General features: G+C 67.5%; 13 protein-coding genes and 1 pseudogene. 8 read left to right on the top strand and 6 right to left on the bottom strand.

Annotated features, from left to right (window positions below):
• Position 1 precedes the first annotated feature (1 nt).
• The 7 genes and pseudogenes from LGN17_RS28560 (at position 2) to LGN17_RS28530 (ending at position 11,028) form a co-directional block, all read left to right on the top strand.
• Complete coding sequence (locus LGN17_RS28560; protein WP_226200316.1) at positions 2–1,171, top strand: trans-sulfuration enzyme family protein; 1,170 nt, start codon at positions 2–4, stop codon at positions 1,169–1,171.
• Between the two features lie 104 nt (positions 1,172–1,275).
• Positions 1,276–2,205, top strand: a complete 930-nt coding sequence (locus tag LGN17_RS28555) for a homocysteine S-methyltransferase family protein (RefSeq protein ID WP_226200314.1) — start codon at positions 1,276–1,278, stop codon at positions 2,203–2,205.
• The gene (locus tag LGN17_RS28550) at positions 2,202–2,639 is read left to right on the top strand and encodes an Lrp/AsnC family transcriptional regulator (RefSeq protein ID WP_226200312.1); all 438 of its coding nucleotides are present in this window, start codon (positions 2,202–2,204) and stop codon (positions 2,637–2,639) included. The genes LGN17_RS28555 and LGN17_RS28550 overlap by 4 nt, the downstream gene beginning before the upstream one ends.
• A 1,247-nt stretch (positions 2,640–3,886) precedes the next feature.
• Positions 3,887–4,888 carry an FHA domain-containing protein gene (locus tag LGN17_RS28545; RefSeq protein WP_226200310.1) on the top strand — a complete coding sequence of 334 codons (1,002 nt, stop codon included), beginning with the start codon at positions 3,887–3,889 and terminating at the stop codon, positions 4,886–4,888.
• Positions 4,885–7,746: pseudogene (locus LGN17_RS28540) on the top strand (TOMM system kinase/cyclase fusion protein); the annotation flags it as partial. The gene LGN17_RS28545 and the pseudogene LGN17_RS28540, both read left to right, overlap by 4 nt.
• Positions 7,747–7,874: 128 nt before the next feature.
• Positions 7,875–9,329 carry an aldehyde dehydrogenase family protein gene (locus LGN17_RS28535; protein ID WP_175965300.1) on the top strand — a complete coding sequence of 485 codons (1,455 nt, stop codon included), beginning with the start codon at positions 7,875–7,877 and terminating at the stop codon, positions 9,327–9,329.
• A gap of 85 nt (positions 9,330–9,414) precedes the next feature.
• A complete protein-coding gene (locus LGN17_RS28530) occupies positions 9,415–11,028 on the top strand; it encodes a GMC family oxidoreductase (protein ID WP_226200307.1) in 1,614 nt (537 codons plus the stop codon).
• A gap of 67 nt (positions 11,029–11,095) precedes the next feature.
• On the opposite strand, the gene LGN17_RS28525 is transcribed toward LGN17_RS28530, so the two are convergent.
• The gene (locus tag LGN17_RS28525) at positions 11,096–11,983 is read right to left on the bottom strand and encodes a transporter (RefSeq protein ID WP_175965302.1); all 888 of its coding nucleotides are present in this window, start codon (positions 11,981–11,983) and stop codon (positions 11,096–11,098) included.
• A 378-nt stretch (positions 11,984–12,361) separates the two neighbouring features.
• Between LGN17_RS28525 and LGN17_RS28520 the strand changes: the two genes are divergently transcribed.
• Positions 12,362–13,384: a helix-turn-helix domain-containing protein gene (locus LGN17_RS28520; protein WP_226200306.1), complete on the top strand. Its 1,023-nt coding sequence runs from the start codon at positions 12,362–12,364 to the stop codon at positions 13,382–13,384.
• A 149-nt stretch (positions 13,385–13,533) separates the two neighbouring features.
• Here LGN17_RS28520 and LGN17_RS28515 read toward each other — a convergent pair whose 3' ends face one another.
• The 5 genes from LGN17_RS28515 to LGN17_RS28495 all read right to left on the bottom strand — a co-directional run bounded on the left by LGN17_RS28515 (position 13,534) and on the right by LGN17_RS28495 (position 18,490).
• A complete protein-coding gene (locus LGN17_RS28515) occupies positions 13,534–14,625 on the bottom strand; it encodes a porin (RefSeq protein WP_226200304.1) in 1,092 nt (363 codons plus the stop codon).
• Between the two features lie 185 nt (positions 14,626–14,810).
• On the bottom strand, positions 14,811–15,533 hold the full coding sequence (locus tag LGN17_RS28510; protein WP_226200302.1) for an SDR family NAD(P)-dependent oxidoreductase: 723 nt from the start codon (positions 15,531–15,533) through the stop codon (positions 14,811–14,813).
• Positions 15,511–16,632, bottom strand: a complete 1,122-nt coding sequence (locus LGN17_RS28505; protein WP_226200300.1) for a 2,3-butanediol dehydrogenase — start codon at positions 16,630–16,632, stop codon at positions 15,511–15,513. Before LGN17_RS28505 ends, LGN17_RS28510 begins: the two co-directional genes overlap by 23 nt.
• 1 nt (position 16,633) lies before the next feature.
• Positions 16,634–17,938: an MFS transporter gene (locus LGN17_RS28500; protein ID WP_226200298.1), complete on the bottom strand. Its 1,305-nt coding sequence runs from the start codon at positions 17,936–17,938 to the stop codon at positions 16,634–16,636.
• An 18-nt stretch (positions 17,939–17,956) separates the two neighbouring features.
• Complete coding sequence (locus tag LGN17_RS28495; protein ID WP_226200296.1) at positions 17,957–18,490, bottom strand: 2,4'-dihydroxyacetophenone dioxygenase family protein; 534 nt, start codon at positions 18,488–18,490, stop codon at positions 17,957–17,959.
• Positions 18,491–18,591: the final 101 nt, after the last annotated feature.

Here is an 18,591-nt window from a genome sequence, read left to right as displayed (position 1 = left end):
CATGGGATACAAGCTTGAAACGCTGGCTCTCGCTGCGGACCGCGACGTGACCGACGAGAAGTCGGTCGCGCCGGCGATCCACTATTCGGCGGTGTTCAAGGCAGCCGGCAGCGAGGAATTCGCGGATATGTCGAGCGTGCCCCAGCATCCGCGCAACTACACGCGCTACGGCAATCCGGTTCACGAGCGCGTGAAGGCCATCATGGCGGAGCTCGAGGGCACCGAGACCGCGCTCGTCACGGCATCCGGAATGGGCGCGATCGCGACCGCGATCCTCAGTGTCGTGAAGGCCGGCGATCACGTCGTGGGCCAGACGCGTCATTACATGAGCACGACGAAGTTGCTCGACGACATGCTGCGTCGGTTCGGCGTCGAGGTGACGTTCGTCGACCAGGCCGACGTGGCCGCGTTCGATCGCGCGATCCGGCCGAACACGCGGCTGATCGTGCTCGAGTCGCCGGTCAATCCGCTGCTGCTCGTGACCGACATCGCGGCGGTGACTGAAATCGCGAGAGCCCGCGGCATCCTGACGCTCGCGGACAACACGTTCGCGTCGCCGGTCAACCAGCAGCCGCACCGGCTCGGTGTCGACATCGTCGTGCACAGCGCGACCAAGTATCTCGGCGGCCATCACGACCTGACGGGCGGCGTGATCTGCACGAGCCGCGTGCTCGCCGAGCAGATCTGGCATACGCACATCACGCTCGGCTCGGTGCTGTCGCCGATGGACGCATGGTTGCTGCTGCGCGGGCTGCGCACGCTGCCGATGCGCGTCGAGCGGATCAACGCGAACGCCCAGGCGCTCGCCGAATTCCTCGAGGCGCACGCGAAGATCGAGCGCGTGTTCTATCCGGGCCTGCGCAGCCATCCGCAGCATGGGCTCGCATGCCGGCAGATGCGCGGCTTCGGCGGCGTGGTTGCGTTCGGCGTGCGGGGAGGCTACGGCGAAGCGCAGCGCTTTGTCGAGGCGCTGCGCTTGCCGCTGAATGCAGGCAATCTCGGCGGCGTCGATTCGCTCGCGATCCATACGGCATCCATGTGGGCCGGCACGATGTCGGCGGAGCAAATGCGCGCTGCCGACATTCCGCTCAATTTCATTCGCTATTCGGTCGGCATCGAGCACGTCGACGACCTGAAAAGCGATATCGCGCAGGCATTGGAGCAGATCTGAAACGGACCGGCGCGCGCGCTCGATCGACGTCTCGCGTGCGTTGCGCCGACCCTTGAATCGATTCGGGCACGAGATGCGCGGATTGCAACCACGGAGCACGGACTATGCATGACATCACAGTACTCGACGGCGGCATGGGGCGCGAACTGGCGCGGATCGGAGCGCCGTTCAGACAGCCGGAGTGGTCGGCGCTCGCGCTGATGGAAGCGCCGCATTACGTCAGTCTCGCGCACGACGCGTTCGTCGCGGCGGGTGCCGACGTGATCACCGCGAACAGCTATGCGGTCGTGCCGTTCCATATCGGCGAGGAGCGGTTCCGTCGCGACGGTGTCGCGCTTGCGGCCCTTGCCGGGCAGCTCGCGCGGCAAGCGGCGGACCGCGCGGGGCGGCCCGTGCGCGTCGCGGGATCGCTTCCGCCGACGGGCGGTTCCTACCGCCCCGACCTGTTCGACGCGGCGCGCGCGGATGCGATCCTGGCGACGCTCGTCGATGGGCTCGATCCCTACGTCGACCTGTGGCTGGCCGAGACGCAGAGCCTGACCGACGAAATCGGCGCGGTCCGGCGTGCACTGGGCGGGAATCCGAAGCCGCTGTGGGTCTCGTTTACGCTGCGCGACGACGTCGACGCACGCGCCACACCGGTACTCCGGTCGGGGCAGTCGCTCGACGAAGCGATCGAAGCGGCCGTGTCCGCGCGTGCGAGCGCGCTGCTGTTCAACTGCAGCCAGCCGGAAGCGATGGGGGCGGCGATCGACGCGGTGCATCGCACGCTCGCGCGCACGGGCACGTCGCTCGCGATCGGCGCCTATGCGAACGCGTTTGCGCCGCAGCGTGCCGATGCGCGTGCGAACGAGGAACTCGACAGCTTGCGCGGCGACATCGATCCGCGCGGTTACGCAAAATGGGCGCGGCAATGGCTCGCGCTGGGCGCGCGGATCGTCGGCGGCTGTTGCGGAATCGGCCCCGACCACATCGCGGCGGTGCGCGACGCGGTGGACGCCCGCGGCGCCGCGCATCCAGGGTCCGGCCAATGAAGATCGACGGCCTCGACCGGAAGATCATCGACGCATTGTGTGCCGATGCGCGGATTCCGCTTGCAGTGCTGGCCGACAGGATCGGTCTGTCCAGGCAGGCGGTCCGCAACCGGATCGATCGGCTCGAAGCGCTGAACGTCATCGCCGGGTACACGGTGCGTCTCGCATTGCCCGACGATGTCGTGCCGGTGCGCGCCGTGATGCTCGTCTACCGCAAGGACCGGATGCGCGGTGCGGACGTGCTTGCCGCACTCGAACGGATCGCCGAGGTTCGCGATTGCGCGGTCCTCAGCGGCGAGGTCGATCTGCTCGTACAGATAGAGGCCGCCACACACGAGCGCATCAGCGATATCTGGGCGACGATCAGTGCGATGGACGGCGTGCAGAACATGACGACCAGCTTCGTGCTCGATTCGGTTGTCCGCAAGCGTTGACCAAACTGGCGCGATGGGGAGAGGGCAGGCGGGGCTGGATGGTGCGGTGCCTTCCACAGGTTGTCGATCAGCCGGAACTCGCCGATTCCGATCGAGACTCATTCTGATTCAAGGTCACATTCGGCCAAATCCTGTCATTCGCCTGCATTTTGGCTGGGACATTCGAATCTCGGCTCAACCCGGGTATCGGCCGCTCGCCTGATCGTGCCGACAAACAAAAAGAAAGGGGCACGTCGGCGACACGCGAAGATGGGCCGGAGAGGTGAGGCTGGCTTCCGAATAGGTGGGGCGGAGACCGTACTGCGGAAGGACGTCCGGACCAGTCAGCCCTTCCCCTGTTCTTTGTCGCTGAACGCTGCTTCACCGCAACCCGTCTGCCACCGGTCCCTGAAAGACGTGTCCGGATGATCTCGCCCTATTAGCAGTGGCAAGGTAACCGTACCGAGTACGGAGTTCTCTTGGCCAGGGGTACGTTCACATTCACGAGAAATTTGCAGGTTGCGATACGGAATCGTGAGATTTCCGACAGAGGAAATTCTCAAGAACGTGCCTGACTTGTTGCTTTGTATAGGGGGCGGTTCGCCGAGGCCCTGCAGCGTGCGGCGGAGATGGCCGTCGATGCCTCCCACCGAGTTCGTTGGCGAGCCGGTCGCGACGACCGGACGGTCGGTGCGTTGCCGACGTCTGCTGCCTTTGCCAGCCATTGGCCGCGACGCCCCTGAACTTCGCAGTAATTCATGTAATACAATCTGCTAAAACACCGGCGACCATTATTTAAATCGATTGAACTATTTAATTTATTTTCTTTTGATCAAACAAAATTTCCGTGCCGGCAAAGGTATTTAAATTCACCCCGTCATCCAATGGGTTGTTTCTGCTTGATGCAGGCCTATCAAGGCTCGCGGGGCAGTGAAGATTTTCGACCCTTTATATTTCGAATTGAGGCGTTGCCGAAAATGTAAAGCATTGCAATATCAAAGCGGAATTTGAGTATTTCGATTGCGATACATGATTTTGTTTGGCAGGATTTTCATCAGGTTGCTCGAATTTAAAACAACAAAGCAGCCGGCCATTCAATCAGCCGAAATAACGCGCGCCGGATGAGCAACGATTCGAAAAGAAGCTGACGAAAAAACTGGTAACGAGGCGGCGAACGGTCAACATCGTTCGCGATCATTGAATCAATCGCTTTCCCGGGCGTCGATGCGTCACTCGAGCGATCCGGGCGAATCCGATACGGGGCAGCCATGGCGATACTCAAGAACGATTCTTCCGGGGAAGCGTGCCTGCTCCGCGCGTATCACGTGTTCGGCCGCGATACCGCGCGCTGCGATACGGTCATCCGCGACGCGTCGGTGTCCCGTGTCCACGCCCATATTCGCTGGGTCGGCGGGCTATGGGAGCTCCACGATCACAGCAGCAACGGCACGTCGGTATCGGGCGTGACGCTGCGCGACGGCGAGCATGCGGTGCTGCAGCGAGGCGACGTCATCCGGTTCGGCAGGGCCGGTGTCGCTCCCTGGCGCGTCGATGCGCTCGACGATCCGGCCGATACGCTGTGGCCGGTGCGGGGCGCCGCGCATCCGATCGTGCTCACGCCGCGCCAGATCCTGGCGGCCCACGCCGCGCAGCCGGTCACGATCGTCCGGACGCCGGCCGGCGAATGGCTGTGCGACGACACGTTGCCGCCGCGCGCGCTCCATGACGGCGACGAAGTGTCGACGGGCGACTTCACGTGGCGCGTGGGGCTCGTGCGCCACGGCTCGACGATGACGCTGCGCGCGCCGGCCGATCCGGCCGCGCCGGCCCGATTGCTCGAATTCTTCGTCAGCCGGGATGAAGAGCACGCGCGTGCGCTGCTGCATGTTCGCGGCGGCGTGGTCGACCTCGGCGAGCGGGCGCATCACTACAGCCTCGTCACGCTCGCCCGCGCACGTTCGGCCGACATGCAGGCCGGCTACGACGCCGCCACGCAAGGCTGGATCGAACTCGACCGGCTGGCGCGCATGCTCGGCATCGATACATCCCATCTCAACGTGCAGATTCATCGCGCCCGGAGCCAGTTCGCGGCGCTACCGGGGCTGGATGCGAGTCAGCTTGTCGAGCGGCGGCGCGGCAGTGTCCGCTTCGGCGATTTCCCGTTCCGCGTCATGCGCGGCGAGCGCCTTGAATGCCAGTCGGTGCCGGGCGTCGCGCCGCGCATCGACATGCATCGTCCGGCGCCGGCTCCGGTCGTCCACTGCTCGTGAACGCGGAACGACAGTCCGGGTTGCCGACGGCGACACGCGCACCCGTCGTCCCGCACGCGCGTGAATCGCAGCAGCCAGCCGCGCCTTTCGCGACGTTGGCCGGCAAGCGGCATTACCGGCTCGGTGCGTTGCTCGGCGAAGGCGGCAGCGGCGTGGTGTTCCGCGCGACCTGCGACGAGACGGGGCAAGACGTCGCGATCAAGCTGATGCGGGACGATGTCGCCCGGAACGCAACCGAGCGCGCGCGTCAGCGCATGCGCTTTCGGCGCGAGACAGGCCTGTGCGAGGCGCTGCGGCACCCGAACATCGTGGCGCTGCTGGACCAGGGGGAAGCCCCCGACGGGCGGCTGTTCGCCGTGTTCGAACGCGTGCAGGGCCGGACCCTGCGCGACCGGCTGGCGATGGAGGGGCCGCTGTCGGCCGTCGACACCGGACGGCTGATGACGGAGGTGCTCGATGCGCTCGCGGCGGCGCATCGCCGCGGCATCGTGCACCGGGATCTGAAGCCGCAGAACATCGTGATCGCGATGGCCGACGACGGGCCGCACGCGAAGCTTCTCGATTTCGGGATCGGTGCGCTGATGCCCGGCGCGACAGATATCGCGCCCCAGGCCGCGACGCTCGCGGCCGAGGTGCTCGGCTCGCCGTCATATTGCGCGCCCGAGCAATTGCGCAACGAACCGCCGACGCCCGGAAGCGACCTGTATGCGTGGGGCCTGGTCGTGCTCGAATGCCTGACGGGCGAAGTCGTGATGCAGGGCGCAAGCGTCGCCGAGATTCTTTATCAGCAGCTCAGCCCGGTGGATATCGCGCTTCCGCCGTCGATCGCGTCGCATCCGCTCGGCTCGGTGCTGCGGCAGGCGTTGAGCAAGAATCCGGCGCAGCGTGCCGCCTCGGCCAACGAACTCGTGGCGCCGTTTCGCGCGCTCAATTTCGCCGCACTGGTCGGCCCGTTCGATGCCGGCCGTGCAAGCCGGCGCACGCGGCCGCGCCCGTTCACGCCGCGCAGCGAGGCGGCCGCAACGGCTGGCGAATACCGGCAGGTCACCACGCTGTGCTGTTGCGTGACGATCGCCGGAGACGGCCGGCAGCGCCACGCGGGAGCCGATCACGGCGCCCTGCTCGACCGCTGCGAGGCGCAATGGCTGACGAAGTGCGCGGATATCGCCGTCGGCTATGGCGCGCAGGTCGACGCGCGGCTTGGCGACACGCTGCTGTTCCTTTTCGGCCTGCAAGGCGATATCGACCGGCCCGCGCGCCGCGCGGCGCGTGCGGCGCTCGACATGGTGCGGGTGGCCGGGCGCGCGCGGCTGCCGGTGCCGGCCGCCTTCCACGATGCCGTCGGCGGCGCAGGCTGGCACGTCGAAGTGGCCGCTGCGATTCACGTCGGGCAGGTGCTCGCGCATGCGTCGCAGATCGCGGGCGGAGCGACGCCGGCCGCCGCGTCGCGGCTGTTGCGGCTTGCCGGGCCCGGGCAGATCCTGATCAGCGACGATGCGCGGCTCGCGCTCGAGCCGCATGCCGACTTCCGGCCGACCGTGTTGCGGCTGGCGCGGGCGGGCCTCGCGCCGCAGCCGGTGCATGAGCTGCTCGGCGAGTGTCGGGCCGATACGCCGTTCGATTCGCTCGACGACGGCGTGAGGGCGCCGATGATCGGCCGCACGCGCGAACTCGATGCGCTGCTGCGCGCGTGGCAGGCGACGCTCGCTCGCCATCGTCGCGCGATGCGTGGCGTGCCGCGGCTCGTCGTCGGCGAGGCAGGAATCGGCAAGTCGCGCCTCGTGCACGCGCTGTGCGGGGCCGTGCGCGCACAGGGCCACGCGTTCGCGCATTGCGCGTGCCTGCCCGAGCGGGAGAATCATGCGCTGTTTCCGATCCTGCGGTTCATCGGCGCGCATTGGCAACTCGACGCCGACAGCCCGCCCGGCACCACGCGCGCGGCGATCGACGCGATGCTCGCCCTGCTCGAATGCGATCGGGTGGCGGCCCGTGTCGCGCTCGCGACCTGGCTGGGGCTGCCCTGCGATGCGAGGGAGGCGCGGTGGTCGAGCGCATGCGAACCGCACGCGCTGTTCGACGTCCTCGAGCAATTGATCGTGTCGCTCGGCAACGGCGCGCCGGTGTTGCTCGTCGTCGAGGATGTGCAGTGGGTCGACCGCTCGACCGAGGCGTTTCTTGCGTACCTGCAGCGCTCGCCGCGCGCGGCGGCGCTCTGCGTCGTGCTCACGTCGCGACCCGCCAGGCTCGCGCGCTGGCGCGGCGCGACCGAACGCCTGATACTGCGCCGCCTGCCGCGCGACGATGCGCGGCGCCTGATGTCGGCGTATCTGGGCCAGGGCACGCTCGATCCGGCCTGGCTCGACCCGCTCGTCGAGCGTACGGCGGGCATTCCGCTGTTCATCGAGGCCGTTGCGCGCGAGCTGGCGACGAGCGGTGTGGACGGCCCGCTCGCGGGGCTGCGAACGACCGACCCGTGCCCGCTGCCGCTCAGTCTCGGCGGAATACTCGGGCGCGCGTTCGACCGGATCGACGACGCGCGCGACACCGCGCAGCTCGCCGCGACGATCGGGCTCGAGGTCGATGCGCACTTGCTGGCCGCGGCATCGCCGCATGATCGCGCGACGCTCGACGCGCACCTGCAACTGCTGCTCGAAGAGCGGATCCTGTACGCGCACCATCGGCGCGATCGCGTGTTCTATTCGTTCCGTCACGCGTTGATTCGTGACGCGGCGTACGCGTCGATGCCACCGGCCGTGCGGCGCGCCAACCATGCGCGAGTCAGCCGCGTGCTGGCCGCGCAAGCCGATCGTGGCGACGCCACACCCGCATTCGGCGTCGACGGGCACTTCGTGCGCGCGTGCATGTGAATCCGGCATTCGGTGCACGGATGTCCCAGCGTCGCCAGAACCCGCGTTCTACAGTGGGCCAGACAGGCCGATCCGGCTTTCAGCGCCGGATCGGCCCTCAATAGTCTGGAGACAACCACATGACAGCCGAGTACACCCTTCAACACCGTATCGCAGGCGAGGCGTGCGATGCCGCGCAGGGCGAATGGTTCGAGAAATTCGAACCCTGCACCGGACACCTGCTTGCGCGCGTGGCGGCCGGCACCGGCGCCGACGTCGACCGGGCCGTGCGTGCGGCCAGCGCGCAATTCGACGGCGGGCACTGGAGCCGGTTGCCCGGCGCGGCACGGGCGAAGCTGCTGCATCGGCTGGCCGACCTGCTCGAGCAGGACGCGGAACGCTTCGTCGAACTGCTGGCGCGCGAACAGGGTCGCCCCGTCATGGAAGTGCGCATGATGGACCTGCCGATGTCGATCGACACGCTGCGCTACTTCGCCGGGTGGGCGGACAAGCTCGAAGGCCGCCAGATTCCGACCGGCGGCTTCATGGGGCGTCCGACCGTCAACTACACGGTGCGCGAAGCGGTCGGCGTCGCCGGCCTGATCGTGCCGTGGAATGCGCCGCTGATGATCGCGTGCTGGAAGCTGGCGCCCGCGCTCGCGGCCGGCTGCACGGTCGTGCTTAAGCCGTCGGAGGACGCGCCGCTCGCGGTCGGCGCGCTGGCGGACCTGGCGGCGCAGGCGGGCTTTCCGCCGGGTGTCGTGAATCTCGTGCACGGCATCGGCGCGTCGGTCGGGGCCGCGCTGGTCAATCACCCGGGCGTCGACAAGATCAGTTTCACCGGCAGCACCGAGGTCGGCCGCACGATCGCGCGCGAAGCCGGCGCACAGTTCAAGCGGCTGACGCTGGAACTCGGCGGCAAGGCGCCGCAAATCATCTTCGACGACGCGAATCTCGAGCAGGCGATCGCCGGCGTCGCGATGGGGCTGTTCGTCAACCAGGGGCAAACGTGCGCGGCCGGCACGCGCGTGCTGGTGCAGCGCCGTCACTACGACGACGTCGTCGGCGCGCTCGCGCATGCGGCGCGGTCGGTCAGGGTCGGCATGCCGTTCGACCCGGCGACGCAGATGGGCGCACTGATCAGCGCTCGCCACGCCGATCGTGTGAAGACGCATATCGCCGCGGCGCTTCGCGACGGCGCGACGATGGTCGCGGGCGACGAGCCGGTGCCGTCGCAAGGCTTCTTCGTGCGGCCGACGGTGTTTGCGAACGTTGACCCGGCGATGCGCATCGCGCGCGACGAAGTGTTCGGGCCGGTCGGCACGATCATTCCGTTCGAGACGGAAGACGAGGCCGTCGCGCTGGCGAACGACACCGTCTACGCGTTGTCCGCGTCGCTGTGGACCCGCGATCTCGCGACCGCGCATCGCACTGCGGCCCGTCTGCGGGTTGGCGCAGTGGCGGTGAACGCGTGGAGCCCGCTCGACGCGCGGCTGCCGTGGGGCGGCTTCAAGGAGAGCGGCGTCGGGCGCGACCTGTCGCAAAGCGGGCTCGATGCGTACCTGGAGGAGAAGGTCGTCACGATCGCGATGTAGCCGCGCACGTGCCGGCACGGAGACACCACGACAACAAGATCGCGGGCGTTGCGTTGCGCGCCCGCCCATTCCTATCGACAGACACATGACTACTCAAGACCTGACCTTCGATTACGTCGTCATCGGCGCGGGTTCCGCCGGATGCGTCGTGGCCGCGCGGCTGATCCAGCAGAATGCCGGTTCGGTGCTGTTGCTGGAGGCCGGCACGCGCGACGACAATCCGTTTCACCGGATTCCGGGCGGCGTGATGCAGGTGTTCCAGAAGAAATCGTGGCCTTACATGACCGAACCGCAGCCGAACGCGAACGGCCGCAGCATGATCATCGCGCAGGGCAAGGTGCTGGGCGGCGGCAGTTCGGTCAACGGGATGATCTACATCCGCGGGCAGCGCGAGGACTACGACGACTGGGCGACGCAGTGGGGGTGCACGGACTGGCGCTACGACGACGTGCTGCCGTATTTCATGAAGGCGGAAGCGAACGAGAGCCTCGGGCCCGCATATCACGGCCAGACGGGCCCGCTGCCGGTCAGCGAGAACCGCTATCGCCATCCGCTGACGGCTGCGTTCATCCGGGCCGGGCAGGAGATGGGGCTGCGCTACGTCAACGATTTCAACGGCGAAGTGCAGCAGGGTATCGGCTATTACCAGACGACGACACGCAACGGCGAACGCGCAAGCACTGCGCAAACCTATCTGGCGTCGGTGCGCAACGACGCGAAGCTGAAGGTGGTGACCGGCGCGCTCGTGCACCGGATCCGGGCCGATGCGGGGCGTGCGGTCGCGGTCGAATTCAGCGAGGGCGGCAATGCGCCCGTGTCGGTGCGCGTGCGCAACGAGGTCGTCGTGAGCGCGGGAGCGATCGGGAGTCCGAAGGTACTGATGCTGTCCGGCATCGGGCCGGCGGAGCATCTTGCGGCGCTCGGGATCGACACGGTTGCCGCGTTGCCGGTCGGCAGGAACTTTCACGATCATCTGCACATGTCGGTGCAGGCGTCGATTCGCACGCCGGCGAGCCTCTACGGCGAGAATACGGGGCTCCGGGCGATGCGCCATTTCCTGCAATGGAAGTGCTTCCGGAGCGGGCTGCTGACCAGCAACATCCTCGAAGGCGGCGCATTCATCGACACGCTGGGCACCGGGCGGCCGGACGTTCAGTTCCATTTTCTGCCGCTGCTCGACAACTTCGACAATACGCCGGGAGAGAAGCCGCCGGCGAGCGAGCACGGCATGTCGGTCAAGGTCGGCCATCTGCAACCGAAATCGCGCGGGCAGGTGGGGTTGCGCAGCAAGGATCCGTCGGACCGTCCGAGGATCGATGCGAATTTCCTGAGCGACCCGGCCGACCTCCACGGCCAGATCCGGGCCGTTCAGGCCGGGCTCAGGATCCTGTCGGCGAAGGCGCTGCAGGCGCACGTGAAGGAAATCGTCGCGCCGGCCCGGATCGATCCGGACGACCTGACGGCGATCGAGGCGTTCGTGCGGCAGGACATCAAGACCGTCTATCACCCGGCCGGCACCTGCCGGATGGGCGCGGACCCGCGGACGTCGGTGGTGGACCAGAAGACGTTGCGCGTGCACGGCTTCTCCAATCTGCGCGTGATCGATTGCTCGATCTGCCCGCAGGTGCCGAGCGGCAATACCAATGCGCCGGCGATCATGATCGGCGAACGCGGCGCCGATCTGCTGCTCGGTCGATGAAACGGGCGGCGCAGGGATGACCTGCGCCGCCTTCGCGTCGGGCGATGCCGACGCGATTGCGTTCGAATCAGAGCGGAAACACGGCCTTGAGCCAGAATGCCGCGCCTTCCGGGCGGTTTCGTACGTCGGTTTCCATCTGGTATTTGGCGGTCACGAACCAGCCTTTCCCGCTGTCGTACTTGATCGACGGGCCGATCGCGAACGCACGGCCACGATTGCCGGCGATGGTCTGCCCGGCCTGCGAGTCGTCCGTCATCTGCCGGTAGACATAGCCGCCCGCGCCGACCGTCAGCCCGTTGCCGAAACCCCAACCCGCCGAATAGTCGACGATGAATTCCTGGCCGGACTGATAGTCCGTCGCATGGTTGCGCTGATTGAAGGTCCACATCAGCTTCGCATCGAATACCGGCCCGGTGCGGCCGCCGTACGAGATGCCCGCGATCGGCTGGATCGCCCAGTAGTTCCGGCCGATGTTGGCCAGGTCGCTCTTGTCGTACTGGCCGGTCGGTGCGAAGAAATCGACGGCGAGCAGCGTGTGGAGCGTCGGCGTGACGTGCCAGCCGAGCGCCGGCCCGAACGTCATGTCGCCGACGCCGGTCTTCCGTTGCGACTGCCCGCCCGCGTGCACGTCGAGCATGACGAGCGGAAGCAGCGCATGCATCGCCAGCGATGCGCCGGCAAACGTGTAAGGCGTCACCCACACGATCCGCGGCGTCACCGAATAGGCGGTGATGTCGAAGTCCGGCGGCGCGACGTTGCGGCCGTCGTTGTCGCGCAGTTCGCCGGCGTGGTAGCGCTCCGCATAGATCAGCGCATAGAGCCCCGGCGGCGGCAGTGCGCAGCACAGGTAGCCTTCCGCCCCGGTCGGGTAGACGGAGCCGCCGCCTTCGGTGGCGTGAGCGCCGTGCGCGATGACGAGCGCGGACAGCATCACGGAAAGGGATCGTCGTTTCATCGGTTGTCTCCTCCTGCGGCGCGTGAGCGGCCGCCGATTGTCTTTGGGCGGCGTGCGTGACCGCATGGGCCACGCACGTGAAACCCGGCCGGACGCCGTTTTCCGCCCGTCAGCAGGGTGCCGCGCCCGTTTTTCGCTCGCATGTGTTTGCGTGCAGAGCCGTCAGGAGTGCGGTGCATCTAGGGGAAATCTTTACTGCGTCAGGTAGCGTTCCGGTCGCGCATGGGAGTTGTGCGAATTTTCTTTTGCGTCGTCGCGCCGTACGCTCTGACTCGATCCCCTCTCATCGATGCCGGCCGGGCGCGTGTTGCCGCACACGGCGGAAGTCGGGCGAGTCGATCGTCGCGTCCGCTGCCTGTGTATGCAGGCGGCCAGGCAATGGACGTACTTGAAGGCCGGATATTTCTGGAGGCGAACGTCATGATCGATTCGGGATCTCACCTGCCCCGGCAGGCGGGCGGCATCGCGTGCTGGTCGGAGCAGATCCGGCATCGGTTCTTTCCGCTGGAGTTGAACGCCGGCGCATCCGGCGAATTCGACGCGAACGTCGACGTGTTCGACCATGCGCGCTGCCGCGTGGCGCGCATTGCGGCGAGCGCGCACAGCGCCTCCATCGGGCGCGATGCGTGCAAGACGCTGAAGCACCGCTACGTCAAGGTGATCTGGCAACTGAGCGGCGTGGCGAGACTCGAGCAGGGGGCGTGTGAAGTGATCGTGCCGCCTGGGCATTTCACGCTGTACGAGGCGAGCAGCCCGTACTGGATTCAAAGCGACGCACACGGTGAGTTCGTCACGATGCTGTGCGAGGTGGCCGATCATGACGCGCTGCTGGCGTTGGCCCGGCACGCGATCGGCCGCACGATGCCGACGGCGGGCGGCGCGGCCGTGGCGCTCGCCAGCCTGCAGGCGATGATCGCCGAGGGCCGGCGCATGAATCCGCGCAGCCGCTTCGGCGTGCTGGAGCTGGTGGCGACGCTGCTCGCCGAGACCATCGATTTCACGGACGGCACGGCGCCCGCGTCGCGGCGCAAGATCCGCGAGGCGTTGTTGCGGGACGCGCTGCAGTACATCCATCGGCATCTGGACGACGGTGAACTGTCGCCCGATCGCATCGCCGCGGCATTGAAGGTATGCCGCCGCACGCTCTACCAGGCGTTCGAATCGATCGGCGAGCGGCCGCAGGCGATGATCCAGCGCCTGCGGCTCGAGAAGTGCCACGAAGTGCTGTCGCAGACCGGTGCCGACGGGGCGAGCATCACGCGTCTCGCGCTGCAGTCGGGGTTTTCCGATCCGGCGTATTTCGCGCGCCTGTTTCGCCGGCGCTTCGGGGTTACGCCGTCGCAGTGTCGGGATGCCGCGATGCAGGACGGGGGCGGGACGGAATCGTCGCGTTCGTCATGATTGCGCGAACGCGCGCCGCTCCGAAGAGCGGGCGACACGCGTGCGACGTCGAAGGCGGCGGGCCGGGCCGAAGCTAAGTCCGCGCCTGCTCCCGCGCCGCCGGGCGATCCGGACGCGGGATCGCCGACACGATTCACCCGCGGTAGAACCTAGAACCGCGTGCTGAACCCGATCCGCGCGATCGACTGCAACGCGCCGCTTGACGCGCCGTTCGCATCCATCACGCCGTTGATCTGCGCGTTGCTGCCGTGGCTCGCGCGCTGATGCACACCTGCGACGTACACCATCGTGCGTTTCGACAGCCAGTACTGGACGGCGGCCAGGAACTGGTGCGCGTGCGCGTCGTCGAGCGTGTCGTTGCCTTTCATGTACGTGTAGCTCGCACCGATCACCCACGCCGGCGACGGCCGCCACGCGGCGCCGGCCTCCGCCGACCACGCGCCCGCACCGTTTTGCGCGTTGTGCACGGTCGTGAAGAGCGCCTTCGCGGTGACCGTGCCGAGCGTATAGTGCGCGCCCGCGCCCCAGTTGCGCACGCTGGTCGGCGGCAGCCCGTCCGACGCGCCGTACTTCTGGTTCGTATAGGCCGCGCCCGCGCCGAACGGCCCGTTGTCGTAGCTCGCGCCGACGCTGACCGTGTTGTTCGCACCGATCGACCCCGCGACGTTCCCGAAGCCGTACAGCGCGCCGAACGTCAGGCCCGACAGCGACGGGCTCGTGTACTTGACCGAATTCGCGACGCGATTGCTGCCCGCGACGCGATCCCAGTCGAATGCGCCGGTCGGATTGTTCGGCAGCGCGAGCTTGTCGAACGGGCCGTTGCGAAAGCCGTACAGGCCGACGAGATCCTGCGCGATCTCGTTGCCGCTCGCGGCCAGCGCGTCGACCATGAACTCGTACTGGTTGCCGAGCGTCAGCGTGCCGTACCGGTCGTTCTGCAGGCCGACATAGGCGGTGCGTGCGAACAGCCCGCCGCCGATGATCGAGCCGTTGCCGAGCGAATACTGGTTGACGAGCCGGAAGATCGCACGCGTGCCCGCGCCGAGATCCTCCTTGCCTTCGAAACCGAGCAGGTTCGGAAAGAAGATGTTGTCGTCGAATTTCGCGGCGCCGTGGCCGCCCTGATTGCTGACGTAGCTGATGCCGGCATCCATCAGCCCGAACATCGTCACGCTGCTTTGCGCGAACGACGCGGCGGGCATGGCGCATGCCGCGAGCGCCAGAAGGGTCTTTTTCGTCATCTCCAATGTGCTCCTCACATGTTTCCGATCGGATCGGATATTTTTGATTGGACTGCTAATTGATATGAACAAAGCAGAATCGGGTGATTCCCGATTCAGTGACTACCTGAGGGAACAGGTGCGTGACGGGAATCGGCAGAAATCGCGCGCGTGCCGATGGCCGCCGATACCCGTCGGGCAGCGCGCTAGACCGTCGAATACCCGCCATCGACCGGCATGACCGCGCCGGTTACGAACGATGCGCCGGGCGAGCACAGGAACAGGATCACGTCCGCGACTTCGTCGGCGGTGCCCCAGCGCCCGAGCGGCGTGCGTTCGAGGATGCGCCGCGACGCCTGCGTGTCGGCCATCAGGCCGCTGCTGAGCGGCGTGTCGATCCAGCCGGGCGCGACCGCGTTCACGCGAATGCCGCGATCGGCCCACGCCTGCGCGAGCGAACGCGTGAGCTGTGCGATGCCGCCCTTGCTCGCGCTGTACGCGGGGCGGTCCTTGCTGCCGAAGTACGTGTACATCGACGCGACATTGACGATGCTGCCGCCGTGCGCCGAGAGTGCCGGCCGCGCGGCGTCGGATGCCCGCATCACCGAGGTCAGGTTCACGTTCAGCACGAGCTCGAACTGGTCCATCCGGTATTCGTCCGCGTGTCGGCTGATGCCGACGCCGTTGACGAGCACGTCGAGCCGCGGCAGGGCCGCGATCGTGCGCGTCAGTGCATCGCTGTCGGTCACGTCGAGTTCCACGCACCGGATGCCCGCATGCACGGGCGCATGCGGGCCGGCCGCGTCGAGCCCGAGCGCGACGACCGACGCGCCGGCTTGCGCGAACCGCATCGCCGTGCGCGCACCGATGCCCGACGTGCCGCCCGTCACGACGACGGACTGGCCTTCAAACGCCCACTGACGATTCATGCTCGACGCTCCCGATGGTGTGTGCGCGACGGGCCGGCCGTTGCGCGGGTGAAACGAGGATCTTGATCTGCGCGCGGTCGGCGAGCAGGGCGTCGAAGCCGTCGGCGACGGCATCTTCGAGCGACACCGTGCGCGTGACGATCGACGTGAGATCGAGCGCGCCCGACGCGACGATGCGCAGCAGGTCTTCGTACGCATGCCGGTAGCCGACGCTCGCCGTGAAGGTCAGCTCGTCGTTGACCGCGCGGAAGGCGTCGAAGCCGGCATGCGGCATCAGGCCGACCATCACGACGCGGCCGCCCTTGCGCAGCGCCTGCATGGCCGATTCGAACGTGACGGGCAGCCCGGCCGCTTCGAAACTGGCGTCGACGCCGAGCCCGCCCGCGGCCGAGCGGATCGCGTCCTGCAGCGCGGGCGCACCGAGTGCGCGCGCGTCGAACGTATGCGTCGCGCCGAAGCGCGTGGCCGCCGCGAGCCGTTCGGGCGACACGTCGACGGCGACGATCGTCGTTGCGCCCTGCAGCTTCGCGAGCATGATCAGCAGCAGGCCGATCGGCCCGAGCCCGAACACCGCGCAGGTCTCGCCGAGCCGCAGTTCGGCGCGCCGCAGCGCGTGCAGCGCAACGGCGGCCGGCTCCATCACCGCGGCCTGCTCGAGGCTCACGCCGTCGGGCAGCCGATGCAGCATGTAGGCCGGCACGACCGCGAAGTCGGCCATGCCGCCGTCGCCCATCAGTCCGGCGAAACCCATCGACACGCACAGGTTGTACGACCCCGAGCGGCAATACGCGCACTGGCTGCAGCGATACTCGGGCTCGACCGCGACGCGATCGCCCGCGCGCAGCGCCGTCACGCCGTCGCCGACTTCGACGACGGTGCCGCAGAACTCATGGCCGAGCGTCAGCGGCGCGGTGCGGCGCGACAGCGGATGCGGCGTGTCAACCGGGATCGCGTGCGGGCCGTCCGCATATTCGTGCAGGTCGCTGCCGCAGATCCCGCAATACGCGACCGCGATGCGTACGTCGCCGGCGCCGACGCGCGGCGGGTCGATTTCCACGAGACGGACGTCGCGCGGGCCATGCCATTGAAGTGCCCGCATGTCAGCGTCCTCCGAGGTTTTGCGTATCGAGACGGCTCGCGGCGGCGCCGGCAAGCGCGCGCTTGCGCAGCACGGCGGGCGCGGTTTCGACGAGGCCGAACGACAGCACGCACGCGAGGATCGCGCCGGCGGCCGACGTCCACATCGCGAACTGCAGGCCGTACTTGTCGGCCGCGAAGCCGGCGACGGTCGGTGCAACGAAGCCGCCGATCAGCTCGCCCGCGCCCATGATCAGGCCGAGCGCGCTGGCGATCGCGCGCGGCGGCACCGTTTCGGCCGGGATCGTCGCCATGAACAGCGTGAAGCAGCCGAGGCCCGTGTACGTGGCGAACACGAGCGCGCCGAGCGCCCGGAGCGAGCCGGCATGGATCATCACGATCGGGCACGCGGCCGCGATCAGCGCGAACGCGATCATCGTCGGCTTGCGGCCGATCCGGTCGGAGATCGCCGGCACCGCGAAGCCCCAGAACACCCATGCGGCGCCGAGGCAGGTCATGACGACGCCCATGTCGGACGGCGGCAGGTGGCGGCTTTCCACGAGGAACACCGGCGCGAACGAGATGATCACGATGAACCACGTGAGGAAGCAGCAGCTGATCAGCATGCAGAGCAGGATGTTGCGTTCCTTCAGCAACGCCCAGCGGCTGACTGCCGCGCCGCTCGCGGCCGGCGCGCCGGCGGTATCGGCCTGCGCGTGCCGCACGCCGCCGGGCGGCGTTTCGCGCACCCAGCGCCAGATGCAGAACGCGATCAGGAAGCCCGGCACGCACGACACGTAGAACGCTTCGCGCCAGCCGTACGCGGTCGCGATGCCGATGACCACCGGCGGGCCGATCATCGCGCCGAGCAGGCCGGCGGCGGAGCCTTGCAGCAGGCCCATGTTCAGCCCGCGGCGGCTCGGCGTCGAGCTCTCGACCATCAGCGATTGCGACAGCGGCAGCACGGGGCCTTCGGCGATGCCCATCAGCGCGCGGAACGCGATCAGGCTCGCGAAGCCGCCGACGAGCCCCGACAGCGCGGAACACACGGAAAAGCCGAGCACGGCCGCGATCAGCAGCGGCTTGCGCGTGCCGCGCGCATCGGACCACGCGCCCGTCGCGGCACCGGACAATGCCCACGTGAGCGCGAGCGCGGACGACACCATGCCGAGCTGCGTGTTCGTCAGGTGCAGCTCGGCCGACATGAACGGGAACAGGAACGACAGCGCGAGGCGGTCGAAGAACACGAAGCCGAACGTCATGAACAGGATCAGCAGCAGCCTGTTCTCGTACGTCCAGGCGGATCTGGAGGAGGAAGCGGATGTCATGGTGAGCCTCGCCGCGCGTCAGCGGAACAGCTTCTCGATCGCTTGCGCGCCGAGGCCGACCTTCTCGTAGTGCGCCTTGCACATCGCGATGTACGAATGCACGTCGAAGTAGCCGTCGGGGTTGCCTGCTTCGTCGAGCCAGATCAGCGGGCCCTTGACGATGAAGAACGCGCGCATCGGCTCCGGGTGGTCGAATGCGACGAGCGTGTGGCCTTCGCCCGGCGTCTCGTACACGAAATCGCCGCGCGTCGCGGTCCATTCGTGTTCCAGATAACCCCACTTGCCCGACAGCGTGTAAGCGAACACCTCGTGCGGGTGATAGTGCCGGTTCACGAGCCCGGCTTCCCTGGCCATCAGGATGTCGCACCATTTGTTCTGCGACGGCGAGATCCACAGCGGCCGCGACGAAACCGTTTCGGTGAACGGAACGTAATAGCGCTCGTCGTCGGTGGCCGCGTCCGCGATGTACGCTTCGGGCAGCGCATCGGGCTTGAACGGATTGGCAATCGGCGCAATGTTTTGCCAGAATTCGGCTACGGCTTTGTCGACCACGGTGTGTCTCCTGGTGTATGAGTTGTCGTGGGCTCGACTTTAGCCAGCCGGTGCGCGCCGCTCTTGACTGGGCTGGACGAATTGCTTGACCGCGCCGGACA

Origin of the sequence: Burkholderia sp. AU30280 (assembly GCF_020420125.1) — a bacterium.
Taxonomy (GTDB): Bacteria; Pseudomonadota; Gammaproteobacteria; order Burkholderiales; family Burkholderiaceae; genus Burkholderia.
This window is presented reverse-complemented; position numbering and strand designations above follow the sequence as displayed.